At 47.7% G+C, this 21,160-nt stretch carries 21 protein-coding genes and 1 pseudogene; 12 read left to right on the top strand and 10 right to left on the bottom strand.

The annotated features are described in order from the left end of the window. Positions 1-18: 18 nt before the first annotated feature. Positions 19-327: a PadR family transcriptional regulator gene (locus JJQ88_RS08690; RefSeq protein ID WP_210365350.1), complete on the bottom strand. Its 309-nt coding sequence runs from the start codon at positions 325-327 to the stop codon at positions 19-21. 166 nt (positions 328-493) lie between these two features. On the opposite strand from JJQ88_RS08690, the gene JJQ88_RS08685 reads away from it, so the two are divergent. The 7 genes and pseudogenes from JJQ88_RS08685 (at position 494) to uvrA (ending at position 9,785) form a co-directional block, all read left to right on the top strand. Further along, a complete protein-coding gene (locus tag JJQ88_RS08685; protein ID WP_210365349.1) occupies positions 494-1,003 on the top strand; it encodes a hypothetical protein in 510 nt (169 codons plus the stop codon). Positions 1,004-1,156: 153 nt separating this feature from the next. Further along, positions 1,157-1,984: pseudogene (locus JJQ88_RS21835) on the top strand (HAMP domain-containing protein); the annotation flags it as partial. Beyond that, complete coding sequence (locus JJQ88_RS21830; RefSeq protein WP_481748288.1) at positions 1,982-2,929, top strand: methyl-accepting chemotaxis protein; 948 nt, start codon at positions 1,982-1,984, stop codon at positions 2,927-2,929. The pseudogene JJQ88_RS21835 and the gene JJQ88_RS21830, both read left to right, overlap by 3 nt. A 123-nt stretch (positions 2,930-3,052) precedes the next feature. After that, entirely contained in the window at positions 3,053-4,315 is a 1,263-nt protein-coding gene (locus JJQ88_RS08675; RefSeq protein ID WP_210365347.1) for an EAL and HDOD domain-containing protein, read from the top strand. Positions 4,316-4,451: 136 nt separating this feature from the next. Then, positions 4,452-4,682 carry a CsbA family protein gene (locus JJQ88_RS08670; RefSeq protein ID WP_210365426.1) on the top strand — a complete coding sequence of 77 codons (231 nt, stop codon included), beginning with the start codon at positions 4,452-4,454 and terminating at the stop codon, positions 4,680-4,682. Between the two features lie 236 nt (positions 4,683-4,918). Next, the gene (gene uvrB / locus JJQ88_RS08665; RefSeq protein ID WP_210365346.1) at positions 4,919-6,898 is read left to right on the top strand and encodes an excinuclease ABC subunit UvrB; all 1,980 of its coding nucleotides are present in this window, start codon (positions 4,919-4,921) and stop codon (positions 6,896-6,898) included. Between the two features lie 7 nt (positions 6,899-6,905). Further along, the gene (gene uvrA / locus JJQ88_RS08660) at positions 6,906-9,785 is read left to right on the top strand and encodes an excinuclease ABC subunit UvrA (RefSeq protein ID WP_210365345.1); all 2,880 of its coding nucleotides are present in this window, start codon (positions 6,906-6,908) and stop codon (positions 9,783-9,785) included. Between the two features lie 159 nt (positions 9,786-9,944). Here uvrA and JJQ88_RS08655 read toward each other — a convergent pair whose 3' ends face one another. Continuing rightward, positions 9,945-10,958, bottom strand: a complete 1,014-nt coding sequence (locus tag JJQ88_RS08655) for a polysaccharide deacetylase family protein (RefSeq protein ID WP_210365344.1) — start codon at positions 10,956-10,958, stop codon at positions 9,945-9,947. A gap of 269 nt (positions 10,959-11,227) precedes the next feature. Here JJQ88_RS08655 and JJQ88_RS08650 point away from each other — a divergent pair, with 269 nt between their 5' ends. The 4 genes from JJQ88_RS08650 to JJQ88_RS08635 are packed head-to-tail and all read left to right on the top strand — an operon-like array spanning position 11,228 to position 13,222. Next, positions 11,228-11,536: a magnetosome magnetite crystal formation protein family gene (locus JJQ88_RS08650; protein ID WP_210365343.1), complete on the top strand. Its 309-nt coding sequence runs from the start codon at positions 11,228-11,230 to the stop codon at positions 11,534-11,536. A 25-nt stretch (positions 11,537-11,561) separates the two neighbouring features. Then, the gene (locus JJQ88_RS08645; protein WP_210365342.1) at positions 11,562-12,656 is read left to right on the top strand and encodes a DUF4097 family beta strand repeat-containing protein; all 1,095 of its coding nucleotides are present in this window, start codon (positions 11,562-11,564) and stop codon (positions 12,654-12,656) included. A 19-nt stretch (positions 12,657-12,675) separates the two neighbouring features. Beyond that, positions 12,676-12,864, top strand: coding sequence for a PspC domain-containing protein (locus JJQ88_RS08640; RefSeq protein WP_210365341.1), 189 nt, complete (start codon positions 12,676-12,678; stop codon positions 12,862-12,864). 1 nt (position 12,865) lies between these two features. Continuing rightward, entirely contained in the window at positions 12,866-13,222 is a 357-nt protein-coding gene (locus tag JJQ88_RS08635; protein WP_210365340.1) for a phage holin family protein, read from the top strand. Positions 13,223-13,260: 38 nt separating this feature from the next. Here the strand turns inward: JJQ88_RS08635 and JJQ88_RS08630 are convergent, their stop codons facing one another. The 5 genes from JJQ88_RS08630 to nagA form a co-directional block, all read right to left on the bottom strand. Continuing rightward, on the bottom strand, positions 13,261-13,998 hold the full coding sequence (locus JJQ88_RS08630; protein ID WP_210365339.1) for an N-acetylmuramoyl-L-alanine amidase: 738 nt from the start codon (positions 13,996-13,998) through the stop codon (positions 13,261-13,263). 87 nt (positions 13,999-14,085) lie between these two features. Continuing rightward, a complete protein-coding gene (locus JJQ88_RS08625; protein ID WP_210365338.1) occupies positions 14,086-14,313 on the bottom strand; it encodes a DUF2164 domain-containing protein in 228 nt (75 codons plus the stop codon). A gap of 263 nt (positions 14,314-14,576) precedes the next feature. Then, on the bottom strand, positions 14,577-15,302 hold the full coding sequence (locus JJQ88_RS08620; RefSeq protein ID WP_282597677.1) for a GntR family transcriptional regulator: 726 nt from the start codon (positions 15,300-15,302) through the stop codon (positions 14,577-14,579). Between the two features lie 45 nt (positions 15,303-15,347). Continuing rightward, on the bottom strand, positions 15,348-16,073 hold the full coding sequence (gene nagB / locus JJQ88_RS08615; RefSeq protein WP_210365336.1) for a glucosamine-6-phosphate deaminase: 726 nt from the start codon (positions 16,071-16,073) through the stop codon (positions 15,348-15,350). A 15-nt stretch (positions 16,074-16,088) separates the two neighbouring features. Next, a complete protein-coding gene (gene nagA / locus JJQ88_RS08610) occupies positions 16,089-17,267 on the bottom strand; it encodes an N-acetylglucosamine-6-phosphate deacetylase (protein WP_210365335.1) in 1,179 nt (392 codons plus the stop codon). A gap of 101 nt (positions 17,268-17,368) precedes the next feature. On the opposite strand from nagA, the gene JJQ88_RS08605 reads away from it, so the two are divergent. Continuing rightward, the gene (locus tag JJQ88_RS08605) at positions 17,369-17,563 is read left to right on the top strand and encodes a hypothetical protein (RefSeq protein WP_210365334.1); all 195 of its coding nucleotides are present in this window, start codon (positions 17,369-17,371) and stop codon (positions 17,561-17,563) included. On the opposite strand, the gene murQ is transcribed toward JJQ88_RS08605, so the two are convergent. The 3 genes from murQ to JJQ88_RS08590 all read right to left on the bottom strand — a co-directional run bounded on the left by murQ (position 17,548) and on the right by JJQ88_RS08590 (position 20,963). Beyond that, positions 17,548-18,456, bottom strand: a complete 909-nt coding sequence (murQ, locus tag JJQ88_RS08600) for an N-acetylmuramic acid 6-phosphate etherase (protein WP_210365333.1) — start codon at positions 18,454-18,456, stop codon at positions 17,548-17,550. The genes JJQ88_RS08605 and murQ overlap by 16 nt on opposite strands. 1 nt (position 18,457) lies before the next feature. Next, the gene (locus JJQ88_RS08595) at positions 18,458-19,516 is read right to left on the bottom strand and encodes a DUF871 domain-containing protein (RefSeq protein WP_210365332.1); all 1,059 of its coding nucleotides are present in this window, start codon (positions 19,514-19,516) and stop codon (positions 18,458-18,460) included. Positions 19,517-19,589: 73 nt separating this feature from the next. Next, positions 19,590-20,963 carry a PTS transporter subunit EIIC gene (locus tag JJQ88_RS08590; RefSeq protein WP_210365331.1) on the bottom strand — a complete coding sequence of 458 codons (1,374 nt, stop codon included), beginning with the start codon at positions 20,961-20,963 and terminating at the stop codon, positions 19,590-19,592. Between the last annotated feature and the right edge of the window lie 197 nt (positions 20,964-21,160).

Here is a 21,160-nt window from a genome sequence, read left to right as displayed (position 1 = left end):
GCCTCCTCAACGGCACTGTCAGTCTCTGATTTCCTTGAATAGTTCATAGGCTTTCTTCCTTGCTTCTTCAAGCACATTATTGCCTTTTTCGGTTGTCCGATAGTATTTCCGGATTTTTCCTTCAACGTTTCTTTCCTCTTTTAAGAGAAGGCCATCTGCTTCCATCGAGTGGAGAATCGGATAGAGGGTTCCGGCGCTGATACTGTAGCCATGCTCCTTCAGCTCCTCAAGCATCCACAATCCAAAGATCGGGGCTTCCTTCGCATGGTGCAAAATATGGATCTGGATGAACCCGAGGAATAGTTTTCTTAAGACTTTTTCCTCCATAGTAGACTTCCTTTCTCAATATCGGAATTCAATAACGAAATCCGATAACATGATAAACTATATCTCGATTGAAATCAACTGATTAAGAGAATAGTGTTTATGATCGCAATTAAAAGAATGAATTTTTTATGATGAAAAAAGAACACTATACAGGAGGTGGAAAACGATGGATGAACAAGCAATTTCCAGGATCATGAAAATCGGCGGCGTATTCCTGGCGGCAGTTTTTGCGGGTTTGTGTGTTCCCGGGTTTATTACCGGAGAAACAGAATTCATGAATGAGTTATATGAGAAAGTGGGGACGGCTGCGGAGATTGGGGCAATTGCTGCTTTTTCGTTATGGATGGCCAGGATCGGCTTCATTCAATGGAAAAAGAGGAAGTTCCCCTATTCAAAAGCAATCCAGTTCATTTTCAAGCTGTTAAATAAGAATCATGTCCTTATAGGCTGGGTTGGATTTGCTGCGGCTTTTGCCCATGGATCGTACTTTTTTCTCCAAACTTCAGAAGAATCAGGCAGCATCTACAGCGGGTTGGCTGCTTTCATAGCATTTTCGGCGCTTGTGTTCGTTGGCATGATCCTGAAGAGGAGTAAACGGCAAAGAATCAAAAGGATCCATAGGGGTATCGCCATTGTCTTTGCCGTGGGACTCGGGGTACATCTCCTTTTTGGCTGAACTTTATTTTATTGATAATGCTTGTTCTTGTTGGATGATTGCAGCACATTATCACCATTCCTTCATTGGTCGACTCCCCTATGCACATTTCACGCCAAAAACGCCAGGAAGTGGTTTTTTCGTATCAAATATACTAGAAGTTGTCACACCTGAATGATCATACAGTATTTAACAATCCATTTCTATAATGTAATATTTTGGATACGAACGTTTTTATCTGAAATATGGAGGAAAACTACGATGTCTATAAAGAAAAAATTCTTGATGGCCAACATCCTTGTCATTGGCTTATTTTTATCTAATATTGGCTATATCATGAATGGCATGAACTCTTATGCAAAAAAGGTTGAAGAAATCGAAAGCCGGGATCTTCAAATCACGATAAAGGCTGATGAGTTGAAGCTTGATGTAATCCAGGTGCAGCAATGGCTGACGGACATCAGTGCGACTAGGGCCGAAGAAGGGTATGATGATGGCTTTGAGGAGGCTGAGGTGTTCGCGCGGCATTTCCGTAAAACGATAGCGGAACTTCAAAAAATAGATGAGCAGCATCAAGAGGAATTGAGAGAATACGAGGAATCCTTCGAAGCATATTACGGGATGGGCAAGCGAATGGCGGATGCCTATATAGAAGGGGGACCCCAAAAGGGGAATCCGGTCATGGATGAATTCGATACATTTGCGATGGATATCAATGACAGCATACAGAAGTATCGTGAGGAAGCTCAAAAAACGATTGAAAACAGTATTGGACAACTTGAAGAGGATTTCAACAGGGCAAAACTCATGACAACGATTGTCGTTGCGATTACCATTATCCTAACATTCGCCACGACCTATCTTTTGATGAATCCTTTCATCAAGGCAATCACGGATCTGACGAATAGCAGCAAAAAGTATGCGGAGGGGGACTTCACTCATCATATAAGCATCAAGCGTTCGGATGAAACTGGGGTATTGGCGAATTCATTTGATAGCATGAGAACAAGTTTGGCAACTCTCTTTCATGGCATCCGTGATGTCACGGATACGATAATGAAAACGAGTGGTGAAATATCCATCGCAGCGGCGCAGACGGAGGATGCCTCCAGCCAGGTTGCTGTGAGTATCGGTGAGATTGCCCAGGGAGCAGAGAATCAGTCACAGCAAATCCTTGCTATCTCACAAAAAATGAATCTGACAGTGGAAGAAGTGAACAGGGGACAGGATTACGCTTCACAAACAATGCAAATGGCAGCAAACTCTGCTTCCATTGCTGAACAGGGTAAGAACGCGGTTGATCAGTCAATCGAGCAGCTGCAGAAAATGTCAGAAGACGTGATCAATGCGGCAGAAAGCATCAAGAGTCTAGAGCAAAGTTCTATTCGTATCGAAAGTATTATTTCGTTGATATCCAATATTTCTAACCAGACGAATTTGCTGGCTTTGAACGCTGCAATAGAGGCTGCAAGGGCTGGCGAGCATGGGAAAGGCTTCGCGGTTGTCGCGGCTGAAGTAAGGAAGCTGGCAGACGAAACAAGCGTCGCTGCCGGAAATATCACGGATTTGATCAGATCCATCCAAAGTGAAAGCAAATCCGTAACGGAATTGATGGATGTACATTTATCGACCCTGAAAAAAGAGATGGATTATATGAACGCAGGCGGGGAGGCAATTGCCGATATTGTCACGACTGTAAAATCGACAGAGAGAAGTGTCGGGGAGCTTGCGGAAGTGCTGGAATCGATCCAGCAATATGCCGAGCAGGTCCATTCCATGGCCGAAGAAACTTCCGCCATAACAGAACAAACTTCCGCATCGTCTGAGGAAGTCGCTGCAGGGGCAGAAGAACAATCGGCCATGTGTGAGAGCCTAACAGAACTTTCACAGCACCTTGAAAAGGCGGCTGAGACATTAACGGAGCAAATGAAAGTGTTCAAAATGTAAAAGCATATTTTGGATGTAAGGAATTGTATACAACGAAACTTATTGTAAAACTTGGAATATAGTAGTATATTCTTCCTGTGTGTATAATTCCAGCAAGAATAATTCATCTAGGGGGAAGCGCAAATGGATATTTATGTCGCCAGGCAGCCGATTTTTGACATAAATGAAGTGTCGGTCGCGTATGAGCTGCTGTACAGGAGCAGCACGGTCAATGCCTATCAGCACACCGATGGGGACCAGGCAACGACAGATGTGATTGTGAACAGCTTCCTTAATATCGGCATCAAGGAGCTATCCGATGGGAAACCGTGTTTCATCAATTTTACTGAAAGATTGTTGGAATTGGGTGTCCCTTCCTATTTCAATCCTTTGTCCATTGTTGTCGAAATCCTTGAAAGTGTTGAAATCAGCGGGGAACTTATCCAGACCTGCAGAGAGCTTAAGTCGATGGGCTATACAATTGCCCTTGATGACTTTTTCGTTTCACAGTGGAATGAATATTCTCTCGAACTCCTTGATTATGTGGATATCATCAAGATGGATTTCAGGGAGACGGATAGAGGCCAACGGCAGGAGCTTATCCGTTTCGCCGGCGGAAGGGGACTTCGCTTCCTGGCAGAGAAGATTGAGACCATCGAGGAATACAACGAAGCGAAGGGAGACGGATTTGTCTACTTCCAGGGTTTCTATTTCAGCAAACCAGTGATTTTGAACAGTTACGATATCCCGGCGTACCATCATTCACACGTTCAACTGCTGAATGAGCTTGAGAGTCCGGATCCGGATATCGAACATATCAAGGATATTATTGAACGGGATCTTTCCCTGTCGTATAAATTGCTGAGGTTGATCAACAATCCGGTCTTTAGGCCGAGGAATGAAGTGTCGTCCATTAAGCATGCCATTGTTCTATTAGGACTGAATGAAATAAAGAAATGGATTTATGTGCTGGAAATAAGGGATGCAAACGCAAGGATCAAAGAAGATTCTAAAGAGCGGGAAATCATCGATCTTTCGCTGAGGCGCGGGAAGCTCGGGGAGCTTATCGGCAGGAAGATGGGCAGTGAGGCCCTTGCATCGAAATACTTCCTGTTAGGGATGTTTTCGTTAATGGATAGTTTGCTGCATATTCCGATGGAAGATTTGCTTAAAGACCTCCCTTTCAGCCGGGAAATCAAGCTGGCTTTAGCGGGATACGAGAATGAGGAAGCTGCGATGCTCCGGTTTCTGAAGGGGGTTGAATACGCCTTCCATGAAAATCGGAAAATCGCCGAAAATCCGACTGCCTTCGAATTGGAGGAACTTTACCGCCTGTATGCCGAAGCCAGCATATGGAGCACAAGGGTAATGAACGGATTTCCCAATTCCGGAAAACAGGAAATATAATCAAAAAGTATGCAAATCCGCATGCTTTTTTCTTTGCTTGTTTCTTGTTTCTGATGGAAAAAAAAGATATTCTTAAAGATAAGCTTTATTGAAATGATTGATATGCATGACAAATTGGATAAACGAGGTGTTTGGCTTGGTGCTGAAGTATTTATCCGCACTTTTTCTCCCAGGTTTCATGGTCGTGTTTTTCACAAGGGTCGCTTATAATCATATTCTGGCGCTAGTTTTGACGGTTGCTCTGATTGCTGCATCTGTCTATAAAGGATATACGGATTCATTCTGGTTGATTGTGGTGGATGCATTTTCACTTACTGTCGGTTTTTATTTGGCAAACGAGATGATGAAGCGAAAAAGGGGACAGTGAAAATAATAAATGGGAAACAGCCTGGCGGAAGATGTCCGCCAGGTTTTTTGCCTCTCCTGAAATGAATCAAACGATTGATTTATTTATCCAGACTGTTTTTCTCGATCAAAAATCTTTGTCGAATGTTTGTTCGCTTTTTATTGGTTTGTTTTGACCGCTTTGTGGTAGAATGAGGATATGACTTTTCGAAGAAACAGGCAGTGATGGCTGAAAAATAAATTACAGGGGGCTTTTCTGTGAAGGATCAATTTGAATTAGTCTCAAAATATTCCCCGCAGGGAGACCAGCCTGCGGCAATCAAAGAATTGGTGAAGGGGATTAATGCGAACAAGAAACATCAGACGCTACTCGGGGCAACGGGAACGGGCAAGACTTTCACGATTTCCAATGTAATCAAGGAAGTCAACAAGCCGACGCTTGTCATCGCGCATAACAAGACGCTTGCCGGACAGCTATACAGCGAGTTCAAGGAGTTTTTCCCGAATAATGCCGTCGAGTATTTCGTCAGTTACTATGATTATTACCAGCCGGAGGCTTATGTCCCGCAGACCGATACATTCATTGAAAAGGACGCCAGCATCAATGATGAAATCGATAAGCTTCGCCACTCCGCGACATCGGCTTTGTTCGAACGCAAGGATGTCATCATCATTGCCAGTGTGTCCTGTATCTATGGCCTCGGTTCACCTGAAGAATACCGTGACCTCGTCGTTTCATTGAGGACAGGGATGGAAATCGAGCGGAACAAGCTTTTACATAAGCTCGTCGATGTACAGTATGAACGCAATGACATTGATTTCAAGCGCGGGACCTTCCGTGTCCGGGGCGATGTTGTCGAGATTTTTCCGGCATCCCGTGATGAGCACTGTATAAGGGTAGAGTTTTTCGGGGACGAGATTGACCGGATCCGCGAAGTGGACGCTCTCACCGGGGAAATTCTCGGCGACCGTGACCATGTGGCGATTTTTCCGGCTTCCCACTTCGTAACCCGCGAGGAAAAAATGAGAATCGCCATTGACAATATCGAAAAAGAGTTGGAAGAACGGCTGGAGGTCTTGCGGGAGGAGGAAAAACTCCTTGAAGCCCAGAGGCTTGAACAGCGGACGAGATATGACCTGGAAATGATGCGTGAAATGGGCTTCTGCTCGGGCATCGAGAACTATTCCCGCCACCTGACATTGAGGCCGGCCGGAGCGACGCCGTATACGCTGCTGGATTACTTCCCTGAGGATTTTTTGATCGTGATTGACGAGTCCCACGTTACCCTGCCGCAAATAAGGGGAATGTATAATGGAGACCAGGCAAGGAAGCAAGTGCTTGTGGAACATGGTTTCCGCCTGCCATCTGCCCTCGATAACCGCCCGCTGACATTCGGGGAATTCGAGAAGCACATCAAGCAGGCGGTATATGTATCGGCAACGCCCGGACCGTATGAATTGGAGCATACTCCGGAAATGGTCGAGCAAATCATCCGTCCTACCGGCCTGCTTGATCCAACAATCGATGTACGGCCGATCGAAGGGCAGATTGACGACCTGATCGGCGAAATTCAGGACAGGGTGGAACGGAACGAACGCGTCCTGATCACCACTTTGACGAAGAAGATGTCAGAGGATTTGACGGATTACTTGAAGGAAATCGGCATCAAAGTGCAGTACCTGCATTCTGAAATCAAAACGCTTGAGCGGATTGAGATCATCCGTGAGCTCCGTCTTGGAAAATATGATGTCCTTGTTGGCATCAACTTGCTTAGGGAAGGTCTTGATATCCCGGAAGTTTCATTAGTGGCGATTCTCGATGCCGATAAAGAAGGCTTCCTCCGTTCCGAGAGGTCACTCATCCAGACGACGGGCCGCGCGGCAAGGAATGCCCGCGGGCATGTCATCATGTATGCGGATAAGATCACGGATTCGATGGAAAGGGCGATCAGCGAAACGAAGCGGCGCCGTGCTATCCAGGAAGAATACAATAAAAAGCACGGGATCACGCCGCAGACGATCCAGAAGGAAATCCGCGATGTGATCCGGGCGACGATTGCCGCGGAAGAGCAGGAAGCATACAGCCCGGCAGAAAACTTGAGGAAGCTGTCGAAAAAAGACCGGGAACTGGTCATTGCAAACATGGAAATGGAAATGAAGGAAGCAGCAAAGTCGCTCAACTTCGAACGGGCGGCAGAGCTGCGTGATCTTATACTTGAATTGAAAGCGGAAGGATGACGATAATATGGCGATGGATAAACTGATTGTCAAAGGCGCCAGAGCCCATAATTTGAAGAACATCGATGTCACCATTCCGAGAGATAAGCTTGTTGTGCTGACAGGGCTTTCCGGTTCAGGGAAGTCCTCGCTGGCTTTCGATACGATCTATGCCGAAGGGCAGCGCCGCTATGTAGAATCACTTTCTGCCTATGCGCGCCAATTCCTCGGACAGATGGACAAGCCGGATGTTGACACGATTGAAGGCTTGTCTCCGGCAATTTCAATCGACCAGAAAACGACGAGCAGGAACCCGCGTTCCACCGTTGGGACGGTGACGGAAATTTATGATTATTTGCGATTGCTGTTTGCCAGGGTAGGGCGGCCGGTCTGTCCTGTCCATGACATTGAAATCTCTTCGCAGACTATCGAGCAGATGGTTGACCGGATATTGGAATACCCTGAAAGGACAAAACTGCAAATTCTCGCGCCGCTTGTTTCCGGCCGCAAAGGCACCCATGCGAAGGTGTTGGAAGATGTGAAAAAGCAGGGCTATGTCCGCGTCCGTGTCGATGGTGAGATGTATGATCTCGGCGAAGACATTGAATTGGAAAAGAACAAGAAGCATTCGATTGAAGTTGTCATCGACAGGATCGTCGTCAAGGAAGGGATTGCCGCGAGGCTTGCCGATTCCCTTGAAACAGCCCTTAAGCTTGGCGATGGCAAGGTTTTAATCGATGTGATCGGTGAAGAAGAACTGATGTTCAGCGAAAATCACGCCTGTCCGATTTGCGGTTTTTCGATCGGCGAGCTTGAGCCGAGGATGTTCTCATTCAACAGCCCATATGGAGCCTGTCCGGAATGTGACGGACTGGGAGCCAAACTGGAGGTCGATCTCGACCTTGTCATCCCGAATAAAGATTTGACGCTCCACCAGCATGCCATTGCGCCGTGGGAGCCGACGAGCTCGCAATATTACCCGCAGCTTCTCGAAGCGGTCTGCAATCACTACGGTATCAACATGGATACACCGGTAAAAGATCTGCCAGCCAGCCAGCTCGACAAGATCCTGTACGGGTCAGGCAAGGATCGGATTTACTTCCGTTATGAAAATGACTTTGGCCAGGTACGTGAAAACTATATTGTCTTTGAAGGTGTCCTGAAAAATGTCGAGCGCCGTTATAAAGATACAAGCTCCGACTATATTCGCGAGCAAATGGAAAAATATATGGCGGAGCATCCTTGCCCGACATGCAGAGGCTATCGCTTGAAACGGGAAAGCCTCGCCGTCCTCATCTCGGGACGCCACATCGGTGAAGTGACGGCACTGTCGATTGAGGAGGCGCATCAATTTTTCCAGGGAATTGAGCTTTCGGAAAAAGAAATGAAGATTGCCAACATGATTTTCCGGGAAATCAGGGAGCGGCTGGGCTTTCTCATCAATGTCGGCCTGGATTACCTGACGCTGAGCCGTTCAGCAGGGACACTGTCAGGCGGCGAGGCACAGCGGATCAGGCTGGCAACCCAGATTGGGTCGCGGCTGACCGGCGTGCTTTATATTCTCGACGAGCCTTCGATCGGCCTTCATCAGCGGGATAATGACAGGCTGATCGAGACGCTGAAGAGCATGCGGGACATCGGCAACACGCTGATTGTTGTCGAACATGACGAGGACACGATGATTGCTGCCGACTATTTGATCGATGTCGGGCCAGGCGCAGGCGTCCACGGCGGGGAAATCATCTCGCAGGGTACTCCTGCTGAAGTGATGGAGGATCCTGCCTCGCTGACAGGGCAATATTTATCAGGCAAAAAGTTCATCCCACTCCCGATTGAACGCAGAAAGCCGGACGGACGCTATATTGAAATCAAAGGCGCGAAGGAAAATAACCTGCGCAATGTGAACGTCAAGTTCCCGCTCGCGACCTTTGTCGCCATTACTGGGGTTTCAGGTTCCGGCAAAAGTACCTTGATCAATGAGATCCTTCATAAGGCGCTGGCGATGAAGCTCCACAAAGCAAAGAGCAAGCCAGGCGAGTTCAAGGAGATAAAAGGAATCGAACATCTTGACAAGGTCATCGACATCGACCAGTCCCCGATCGGCCGGACACCAAGATCGAACCCGGCAACCTATACCGGCGTGTTCGATGATATCCGGGACGTGTTTGCATCAACGAATGAAGCGAAGGTAAGGGGATACAAGAAGGGCCGTTTCAGTTTCAATGTGAAAGGCGGACGCTGTGAGGCCTGCCGCGGTGACGGCATCATCAAGATCGAGATGCACTTCCTGCCGGATGTGTATGTGCCATGCGAGGTCTGCCACGGGAAACGCTATAACCGCGAGACACTTGAAGTGAAATATAAGGGGAAAAACATTTCCGACATACTGGACATGACGGTCGAGGATGCGCTCGAATTCTTCAGCAACATCCCGAAGATCAGCCGCAAGCTGCAGACCATTTATGATGTCGGGCTTGGATATATCACGCTTGGCCAGCCGGCGACGACCCTGTCGGGAGGGGAGGCGCAGCGTGTGAAGCTTGCATCCGAACTGCACCGCCGCTCGACCGGACGTTCGCTTTACATTCTCGATGAGCCGACAACCGGGCTCCATGTCGATGACATTTCGCGCTTGCTCGCCGTCCTTCAGCGCCTTGTCGAAAATGGAGATACTGTCCTTGTGATCGAGCACAATCTCGATGTCATCAAGGCGGCTGATTATATTGTCGACCTTGGTCCAGAAGGCGGCGACCGCGGCGGAAATATCATCGCGTCGGGTACGCCGGAAAAGGTTGCCGAAGTACCGGATTCCTATACCGGCAAGTACCTGAAGCCAATACTCGAGCGCGACAGGCTGCGGATGAAGCGGCAAATCAAAGAAAAAGAAAAAAGCGCCAGCAATGTTTGAACTGAAGCTCTTCCTTAGTTGGGAAGGGCTTTTTCTTTGCTCTTTCCGAACAGCTATACAAATAGAAAGGGAGGTAAACGGAAAAACGGGAAAGGGTGATTCTCCTATGAAAAGGGCCCATGACTTTCCGCATTCATGGGCCGCTGCATAAAAGTTGGATTATTTCAGGTGAACTGGTGCCATTGTCTCATCCAGTGCTTCAAACCTGTACTTTTCCTTCTCCAGGTATGTCAACAGTTCAGGAAGCTGGGCCAATGTTTCCTCCCGCTCATGCAGCAGGATCACAACAGGTTCTTTTTTCGAATGGGCAGCGATCTGGCCGATTGTGTTTGCGACCAGCCGCTTGTCACGGAAGAACCAGTCCTTGCTGTCGATATTCCAGTCCCACATTTTATAGCCTTTTTCCATGACAGCCTTCCTATACGGAGCAGTCATATAAGGGGCGCTGCCATAAGGCGTGCGGATCAGTGAAGAGTCCAGGCCGGTGATCTGTTTGATTGTAGTCAGGGTTTGGTTCATTTCAGCGACGACAGTTTGTGGAGTTTGATAGATTTTGTCTTTGTCATGGGATACTCCATGCGCGCCGAGGCTATGGCCTTTTTCGGCCATCTTTTTCACGGTACCGGGAAAATTCCGGATGTTCCCATCGAGCATGAAGAAAGTCGCTTTCGCCCCGTGTTCATCAAGGAGGGCCAAAATCTGTTCCGATACCCGATGAGGGCCATCATCAAAGGTTAAATAGACGGTCTTTTCCTCTACGGCAGAGAGCGGGGAAACCGTCTTGGCCGGAACCGGAGCGGGTTTAGGAACGACAGATGTACTTGTACCACTGTCTTGCTTATTCAGTTGTTTCTGGTTTCCCTTCACTTCGACGGCCATGTGTTCCAATGTGTTCGGTTGATTGCCAACAGGACCTTCCGAATCGATCGGAAGGTGAGCGTTCCCACCTGAACGAGCTTGCTTCCCTGCCTCAAGTTCTTCTCCGGCAGAAAGCTGTTTTGGGTTAACGGCCGTTCCCCGTTTGTCGATTGATGCGGCATCACTATATGGATGTTTTGCCAGGAATACAGGTCTTTTCCCTTCTCCTGAGGCTGCTGATGAACTTGCCGCCGCGCCTCCGATCAGGCAAATGATTAGACACCACTTTGTTGTTTTCATCTTCAAGCTGAACACATTCCATCCTCCATTGAACTTTCTTGATTGTTTAATATATATGTAGATGTTTTTATTTCAAAAATATTACAAGAATATTTCACCATGATTACATAATAATAGGAAAATAGGAAATTAGGAATCTGAAAATGCTGGAAAATGAAAGTTCACAAAACTTTCGAAATCGAAGCTTGATTTTACAAGGGATTTCCATCTAATTTGGAGAATTCTTGATAAGAGTGAAACTTCTTGGGCTTCTTTGCGTATTAATTGCTAAGGAGACGAAAAGAATGGATACAAAGCGATGGTTATCTGCATTATGTTACTTCAGCATCATGTTTGCCGGCATTCTGTTCCCGCTGGTCGTATATTTTGTTTCGGAGGACCAGGAAGTGAAGCAACATGCGAAAAAAGCGTTGTTTTCGCATCTGGTTCCGGTGATTCCGATTCCGCTTGTCCTGTATTCTGTTTACCTTGATGTCATGGGGGGGCATGGCGATTACTGGATGTATGCCTTGTTGGGAGGCATCTTGATTGCGGTCCTCGGTATTATTGTTCTGGTCTGGAATTTGGTAAAAGGCATAAAGGTTTTAACATAATTACCATATTTGGAGGCGAAAGATGATGACAGAAGAACGAAAACGGATCCTGAAGCTTGTGGAGGAAAAGAAGATTACAGTAGATGAAGCGCTTTTTTTGATTGAGGAGCTCGAAAAGGGCGGGACGAAAACATCCGAAACAACAGAGCTGTCAACAGCAGTCAAAATGGAAGAGCAGAAAAAAGATGAACAAAGCTATTCTTTCCAGTCTGTAAAAGACAAGGTCCTCGATTTTGTGGATTCCGCGTTCAAGAAAATCAAGGATTTCGATCTTGATCTGAATTTTGGCCCATCGATTGATATTTCGCATATTTTCCATCAGGGTGATGCTTTCCTGTCGCAAATTGACATTGATATGGCAAACGGTTCTGTCAAGGTAATCCCATGGGATCAAAAGGATGTCAGGATCGAATGCAGCGCGAAAGTTTACAGAGTGGAGAACCAGGATGAAGCACGCCGTAAATTCCTGGAGGATGCAATCTTTGCGATTGAGGGGCAAAAGCTTCGCTTCGTTGTCCAGCAGAAGTGGATGAAAGTGGAAGCGGCAGTCCATGTTCCACGCGAAGAATACGAAAATATCCGCATCAGGCTTTTCAATGGATCGATTCAGGGGGAAAACCTGAATGTGAAGGATTGCCGCGCAAAGACGGCGAATGGGAAGGTGTTGCTCGAAGGATTGGAATGTGGCAAGCTTGAAGCTGAAACGGCGAACGGACTAATCGGCATCCAAAAAAGCTCGATCAAGGACCTGGAGGCTGAGACAATCAACGGCGCAATCAAAGCTGAGGGCTATTTCGATCATGTTGACCTGCAGTCTTTCAATGGCAATCTTGCTTGTACCGTGAACAATGCCGACTGCCAGACAATCGAGATGAAAGCGGCGACCGGCAGCATCGAAGTGTTCCTTCCGGAGAAGACGCCTGCAAGCGGTGAGCTAAGAACAAATCTTGGCGCGTTTACGATTGAATTGGATGGCATCCAGGTAATTGAGGAAAAAAGCGATGTAGTCCAGAAGACACTGCGCTTCAAGCCTGACAACAGCGGAGTGCGCGCTGCCAGATTGTATGCAGATACAAAAACGGGTGCGATCACTGTGAAAAAGGTGGTTAAACCTTTATAGAAAGAGGAAGGTGGAGGACATGAAACTGACTCGTTCGAGGACGAACAGAAGATTGGCAGGGGTGCTCGGCGGCATAGCCGAAGCAGCAGGGATCAGTGCTTCCCTGGTAAGGATCCTGTTCATCATTCTTTTGTTCACCACAGCATTTGTACCAATGACGGCTATATATTTTATCCTGGCATTCATCATGCCAAAGGAAGTGCAGTGAGATGAGATGGCTGCTTGGGATTATCATCAACGCCGTCCTTTTCATTGCCCTTGCCGGTTTTTTTGAAGATGACCTCTACTTATCAGGATTCGGCGCAGCTGTCGGTGCGAGTTTCATCCTGTCGTTCCTGAATATTCTGGTCCGGCCATTCTTGATTCTCCTTACTTTGCCTGTGACGATCCTCAGTCTTGGTTTGTTCCTGTTCGTCATCAATGCGGTCACGCTGATGCTGACAGACAGCCTTATGGGAAGTTCGTTTGAAATCAGCGGCTTTGGAATGGCGTTATTGACAGCGATCATTATGTCGTTAGCCAACTTGGTCATTCAAAATACATTCCTGAAGGATCCGGATAAATGAAAAGAAGGCTGGCACAAGATGCCGGCCTTCTTTTTTTCTCATTCTGGATAAATGAATGCCTTGAAACCGGCTTTCCTTAACTGTTCCGCCACTGCTTCCGCATTTTTCCTTTCCTTGAAAGCGCCGGCCTGGACTTTGTACAGGCGACCAGACCCGCCAGTGGACGATCCTCCAGTTGATTCCTGTTTTGTTCCGGATCCTGTTTTTGCTTCTTTGTCAGACTTTGGTTTTAACCGGTACTGATCTGCCAGTGCTTTGGCAATAGCCTCGGCGCATGTTTGGCGGTAGGTTCCCGAACTTAGCAGTTTGACTTCGTCCGGATTCGTCATGAATCCGCACTCTACAAGCACTGCATCCATTTTTGTTTCCCTCAGCACATGGAAGTCCGCAGTCTTGACCCCGCGGTTTCGCAGTCCCGTAGCAATGACAAGGTTGCGCTGGATTTTTTGTGCAAGCTGATAGGCAATCGCAGGCTTTGTTGGATATACATATGTCTCGATTCCGCCTGCATCATTCCAGCCGCCAGTTCCGAAAGCATTCGCGTGGATCGCGACGTAAATGTCAACATCCAGGCGGTTCGCCTTGTCAGTCCTGGCTTGCAATGGTACATCCTCATTGTTCGAGTGGGCAAAGTAAATCGTCGTGTTTTTATAATTCTCCAGCAATTCTTTTGCATAGTCAGCCACGGCACTGTTGAATTCAAATTCCCTCAGCCCATCTGGGCTCCGCTTACCCGGGGTGTTGCGGCCATGCCCTGCATCAAGCATGATTTTCATTTCATACACACCTCCGAAAAAAAGACCTCTCACGTGTATATATATGAAAACCGGCTAAAAAAGGACATGGCGATTTACCAAAGGAGTTTATTTGTTCAGTTCGAAAATGTCGTCAAGCCGCTGGGACATGAAGTCATGCGCGTCCAGGATACCCTGGTTGTAAAACTGAGGTGCAAGCTTGTCAGCGAAAAAATCCAGGAGCAGGATTGCTGCAAGATCACCAAGCTCTTCATGCCGTTCCTCAAGGAAATATCGCTTGATTTCCTCAACCATCCTTCTTTTGGATTCCTCATCAATCGAAAAATTCTTCAGCATCAGTTCATCCTCCCAATAGCAGCTTATTTTAACTTTATCATTCCATCATAAACGAGACGGAGATTTTTTGGCGGCGAGTACAAGCTGGGAAGGTTTCGACATCCCCTTCCTCTGAAATTGCGATTATTTCCGTGGAAATAATCCGGTTTTTCCCAGCATCCGACACGAGGAGAGGTAAGACTATCAAACAAGCCTGTTGAGCAGTACACGAAAAGGGACACAAACCTAAAGTGTTCTCCACTTTCCGTTTGTGTCCCTTGTTTTTAACACCTTTTCATCGTATGCACGAATTTATAGCGATCCGCCCTGTAGGCGGATTTGACGAATTCGAATGGAGAGCCATCCTTCAGTATCGAAGTCCTGAGGATCAGCAGCACAGGAGAGCCTTTTTCGATTTCCAGGTGCCGCAGCTCCTGTTCTCTTGCAATCGATGCTTCGATTTGCTGTGTGGCTTCACTGATTTCAAGCGACAGCTTTTCCTCAATGTACTGATAAAGAGACTGGTTAATGATTTCCTCTGTCAATCCTTTGACAAGATTGGCAGGCAGGTAGGTGGTTTCGAGCGCCACTGGCAGATTGTTGGCAAGCCGCACCCGCTTGATTTCGTATACAGGGGTGTTTTCGGCAAGGTTGAGGCGATCGGCGATACCTCGTCCTGCTGGGATGATTTCAAACGAAATCAGCCTGCTGCTTGGTGTCAGTCCGCGCTCGCGCATATCCTCGGTAAAACTAGTCAATCCCTGCAGGCGCTGCTCAAGTTTTTGCTTATTGACAAAGGTGCCTTTGCCTTTCTGTCGGTACAAGTAACCCTCATTGACAAGATTCGTCAGTGCCTGCCTGATTGTCATCCTGCTGATCTGGAACATATCAGCGTAGACCCGTTCGGACGGTATCGCCTGGTCGGGTTCAAGTTCGCCATTTTCAATTTGCGCTTTAATATATTCCTCAAGCTGGTGATAAATAGGGATTGGTGAATTCTTATCAATCATCATTTGCTTTTCTCCTGACTTATGCTGATTCAATGAAACAATCTATTAAAGTAATTTCAATGCTTCCTCATCTGCAAAAATCGTAATATTCTGATGGTTTTTCAAAACAGAGGCAGGGAAGTCCTCGCTCACTTCGCCGTTCATCAAGCGGGCAAGTGCCTCTGCCTTCGAAGCTCCGGAGATGAGCAGGAAAATTTCCTTGCTTTCCATGATGGAGGCAATGCCCATCGTAATGGCCCTGGTTGGCACATCATCCAGCGAATCAAAAAAACGTGAATTTGCCTTGATGGTGCTCTCGGCAAGCTTGATGACATGAGTCCTGCTGTCAAAAGGGGTTCCAGGCTCGTTAAAACCAATATGCCCGTTCTGTCCAATGCCGAGAATCTGCAAATCGATGCCGCCTTGCTCCTTGATCATGGATTCATAGGACTGGCATTCAGCTTCCAGTCCATTAGCCGTGCCATTCGGGATATGGGTTTGGTCAAGCGCGATATCGATATGGTCAAATAAATTCTTGCGCATGAAATAATGGTAGCTGTTGGGATCCTTCCTTGGGATCCCGATATATTCATCAAGGTTGAAGGTATGGATCTGTTTATAGGATGTCCCATTTTCCCGATGGTCTTCTATCAGGTTTTTATACAGTCCTATAGGTGTGCTGCCGGTTGCGAGTCCGAGGTTCAGCTTAGGATTTTCTTTGATCCGGGAGATGACTTGCCTCGCCACTTCCTTGCTCATCGTTTCGTAGTTTTCTGCTTTGATCAATTTCATTTTCATCACCTCTGTTTAATTTTGGTTGTAGCTAGCCGTGCCGCGGCAGAAAGCCATCATGACATCATGGTTCCCATCGAGGACGACAAGATCAGCATCTTTTCCTTTCGCAATGCTTCCTTTCCGGTCATAAATATTAAGCTGCCTTGCGGGATTTTCGCTTGCGAGCTTAATGGTTTTTTCCAGGCTAAGCCCGGTGAACTTCATGATGTTTTTCAATGAATCCTTCATTTTCAGGATGCTTCCCGCAAGCGTTCCGTCAGCGAGAAGCGCTTTGCCATCGGCTACGTGGACTTCCTGGCCGCCAAGGTCGTATGTGCCATTCTTGAGGCATTTTGCCCTCATCGCATCCGTTATCAGAATCACTCCATCTGTTCCTTTTGCCCGCAGCGACAAGTCGATCATTTCGGGAACGACATGGATGCCGTCAGCAATCAGTTCAATCTTCAATTCCTTGAACAGGAGGGCAGCGCCTGCGACCCCGGGATCACGGTGATGCATCCCTTTCATGCCGTTGAATAAGTGGGTGACATGGGTAGCCCCGGCATTTACTGCTGCTTTCATCTCTTCGTAACCCGCATCAGAATGGCCGACAGAGGCAATGACTCCGTTTTTCGCCAAATAGGCAATCAACTCTTTGCCATTTTCCTTTTCCGGCGCCAGTGTTACGAGACGGATATGTTTCCCGGCAGCTTCCTGCATTTTTGCGAATAAGCTGATGTCAGGAGCGATAATATGGTCTTCCGGCTGCGCCCCTTTCCGGGTCTCATTGATGAAAGGTCCCTCAAGATGGATTCCGAGTATTTCCGCTTTTCCTGGGTGGTTATGATGCTCTATATAGTCTGCGGCATTTTCGAGGGCTTTGAATATTTCTTGCTTATCCTGTGTGATCGTTGTCGCCAGGAAACTCGTTGTACCTTCCGCCGGGAGGATGGAGGCAATCGTAGTCAGTGCTTCCGTTGTCGCATCCATCGTATCAGCTCCGCCGGCCCCATGGATATGTACATCGATGAAGCCCGGGACGACTGTGCTGCCTGGGGGAAGTTCGATGACCTCGCTTCCAGCGATGTTTTCAGGCATGTCCGATAAAGAGCCCGCTTCGGCAATCTTGCCCTCCTTGACAAAGATATATCCTTTATCAATCATTCCGTTCTCTGTCAAAACCGATGCGTTTCGCAATAATAAATTCTTCAACTTCATCACCTGATTCATTGTATTATCCAATTTTCTTATACCCTCTATAGTTCCATTATAGTCTTGTTGAGATAGCTTGTCTATACCAGTGAAAACCCCTATTGACTATCGAACAAATGGTCTATACAGATGAAAAAGCGGAGGCTGCCTCCGCTCTTTATCGAGTTAAGAATCGAGTCTTCGAAAGGTCCGTTGATGGCGTCATCGGAAGGAAACATGCGCCATTCCGGTTGGAAGAAGAACGGAGTACTTCGGCAAGCCTCGGATTGATCAGTGGCCATCATTTTCCTTCGTAATGTTCGCTGATTGCTTGTCGCAGGTAGCCTTCATGTTTTTCAAGCAGCGCTTTTGCCTCGGCAGCTTTCAATCCAGTGATGATTTGCAGGATCGCGGCTTTTGTATGGCCGTTCTGGTCTTTAATCGCCGCCTTGGCTTCGTCGTCTGACGCGTCCGTCGCCATCTTAACGATATTGACGGCCCGATTATGCAGCTTTTCGTTCGTCATCTGGACATCAACCATCAGATTGCCGTACACCTTGCCCATTTTGATCATGGAGGCAGTTGAAAGCATATTCAGGATCAGCTTTTGAGCGGTTCCAGCTTTCATTCTTGTCGATCCGGTGATGACTTCTGGGCCGACGACAGCCGCTATCGCGTAATCTGTAACTTTCTCCATTTTGGAATCCTTGCTGCAGACAACGGAGACTGTCCTTGCCCCTTTTTGCTTCGCGTATTCGAGTGCGCCAATCGTGTATGGTGTCCGCCCGCTTGCTGCGATGCCGACAACGATATCCTTTTCCGAAACGTGGATGTTTTCCATGTCAGTCCGGCCCTGTTCGATGTCATCCTCGACCCCTTCGATTGCTTCGGTCATGGCTTCTTTTCCCCCGGCGATGATCCCGACGACAAGTTCAGGATCGGTTCCATATGTAGGAGGGCATTCTGAAGCATCGATGATTCCCAGCCGGCCGGAAGTTCCTGCGCCGACATATATCAACCGTCCGCCTCTTTTGAACCTGGCGACAATTTCATCCACAACCTCGGCAATGACCGGGATCTGTCTTGCGAGTACATTCGGCACAATGGTGTCTTCCTGGTTGATGACAGTGATGATTTCTTCGGTCGACATCTGGTCAATATTCATTGTTTTCGGATTTTGCTGTTCTGTATTAAGCTTCGTGATATTCATTTCAATCCCTCACAATAAATTGGAATTTTCCGCCTGCTTTAATCTGCTGGAGCAGGGGAAGGTCTTGAGCGATGATGTTTCCAATGCAGTTCACTTTATCGTCCTTTGGCAGGTCATGGATGGCAATCTGCAGTTCACCTGCATAACGGCCATACATCTCATTGTCGATCGTCACAGTCCCGCGCAGTCGTTTCTGCTGGTTTCCTGGTGCGATCTGTCTGTCTCCTATCTGGGCGAAAGACCTGGATTCAACGGCACGGATGACATCCCGGGCTGGATCCATCCTGTTGGTCAGCGGTGAAACAGGCAGCTGTTGTTTATTGGAAACTGCCATCCGGAGAGGAACGATGCCTTTGCTGAGGAACGCAAGCAGCTCCAATTGTTCATCGCTCACAGTATGGTCGCCAATCAGGATTTTATCAGTAAAACCTGAAAACATCAGCTCGGCTGCGGCAATATGCGGAGAATGTTCGCGGTGTTCTTCAAGTGAAGGCAGCCCGGCAAACATCGGTCCGCGCAGGTCACCGTCACCAGGGATGAAAGCCATCGTCGTAATCCCCATCGAGCGGAACATCCTGTTTCTTTCAATAAGGAAAGCTTTGTCCAATCCGGTTTCAGGCCGCGGATAAAAATTGTGCCAGGCTTCGACATTTTCTGCTCTTAACCCGGAAGCAAGCCAGTCCGACAGTTCTTCTGTTGGTATGGTGCTGGCATTGATTCCTATCTTCATCTTTCCTGACAGCGTGACGATTTGTTCCCGGGTGAAGCCATAATCTGCCCTGATCCCCGAAAGTCCCCAGTCAAGCAAAGTCCCGTAGCTGTTCCAGTCAAGGCCAAGATACTCGAGGGAACGGGGCGATACATCCGCCATCAGCTCCATATCGAACTGTTTGGCCAATGCTCCGAGCTTCTGTAAAAGATCCCTGTAATCTGCCGGATTGTCTTCCGGGATATGCAGGGAAGTGAAGATCGACTTGAATCCATAGCCTGCAGTTTTTTCAATCCAGGCTGCGTTCTGTTCCATGCGACCCTTGTTCAAATAAACGGAAATGCCTAGCAAGGAAATCCCTCCAATCATTTTGCCGGAAAAGAAGAAAGGAGGAAAGCAGTCTTCCTCCTTCGCCTTTATTTTATTAGATACCTTTAGCCATTTCCTCTTTGAAGCCAAACAGCCATGTGAAGAGGAAGCCAAATACATAGGCGATCAGCAAGCCAATCAGGTACAAGAGGATTTGGTTATCCTTTACCAGGAAGGCTAGTGGGATGCCTGAAACGCCGATCGCGATCGTTGCGATTTTAAAGAAAGCCTGGAAAGCTCCGCCGACAGCTGCGCCAAGGCACGCGGTCAGGAATGGACGGCCGAGCGGCAGTGTGACACCAAAGATCAGCGGCTCGCCGATTCCAAGAATGCCGACAGGAAGTCCGCCCTTGATAACCTTCTTCAAACGTTCGTTCTTTGTCTTGAAATAAATCGCGAATGCAGCTCCGACCTGGCCAGCGCCGCCCATTGCCAGGATTGGCAGAAGCGGGTCATCGCCGATTGTGTTGATCAATTCCATATGCACCGGAGTCAAGCCCTGGTGCAGACCAGTTACGACAAGCGGCAGGAATGTGCCGGCAAGGACCAATCCCGCAAGGATGCCACCGATATCAAGCAATGAGAGCAAACCTTTGGTGATCAAGTCGGAAATGAAGCCGCCGACAGGCTGGAGTACGAATAGAGTCGCAATGCCAGTAATCAATAAGGAAAGAGTAGGAGTAATAATGATATCCAATGAGGACGGAATGAATTTACGGATCCTTTTTTCCAGTATGGCAATGAACGCTGCAGCAAGCATGACGCCAATCAAACCACCACGACCAGGAACAAGTGCTTCACCAAACAGAGTGATGTTCGCTAGGCCTGGATTGATAAGCAGGATGCCGGCAGCACCGCCAAGGGCAGGAGATCCCCCGAATTCGCGGGCAGTATTGATCCCGACGAATACACCAAGATAGCCAAAAATTCCCCAGCCAATCAAATTCAGGAACTGGATGATCGTCGATTCTGGGTCGGCGCCTGAACGGACGACGACGTTCGTGATTCCAGCAATCAGACCAGAAGCGACAATCGCTGGAATCAGCGGAATGAAGATGCTGGCGATCCTTCTTAAAAATAGCTTGAAAGGAGTGGCGTTCTTTTGTTTCAGATCGGCTTTCGTGCGGTCTGCAAGTCCTTCGAACGAGTTCCCATCCTCTTCATCCACAAGCTTTGCGGTCTTTCCGGTAATCTCGGAAACTTCATTCGCCACTTTGGTGACAATGCCAGGTCCCAGGATGATTTGCAATGTTTCCTGTTCGACCAGGCCAAGCACGCCATCGATTTTTTTGATTGCGGCGATATCGACTTTGCTAGGGTCTGCCGGCCGGACACGAAGACGGGTCATGCACGAAGCAACATCCATAATGTTGTCCGCGCCGCCAAGCTGTTCGATAATCTCTTTTGCCAGGCGTTCTTCTTTACGCATGGTGTTTTCCCCCTTGTTAATAAAAATGTCTATAGGATGTATTCGCTTACAGTTCGATAATAGCAATATAATAGTATAGTTGTCTATACCTTTTTTCTAAAAAATAAACAGTGTTTTATGGTAGTATATACCAGTTAAGTTGGAAATAATTTTCTCTTTCGCTCGTTTTTAGGACCCTTGTATTTGGTTATGAGTGA

Source organism: Bacillus sp. REN3 (genome assembly GCF_017912555.1).
Taxonomy (GTDB): Bacteria; Bacillota; Bacilli; order Bacillales; family Cytobacillaceae; genus Mesobacillus.
This window is presented reverse-complemented; position numbering and strand designations above follow the sequence as displayed.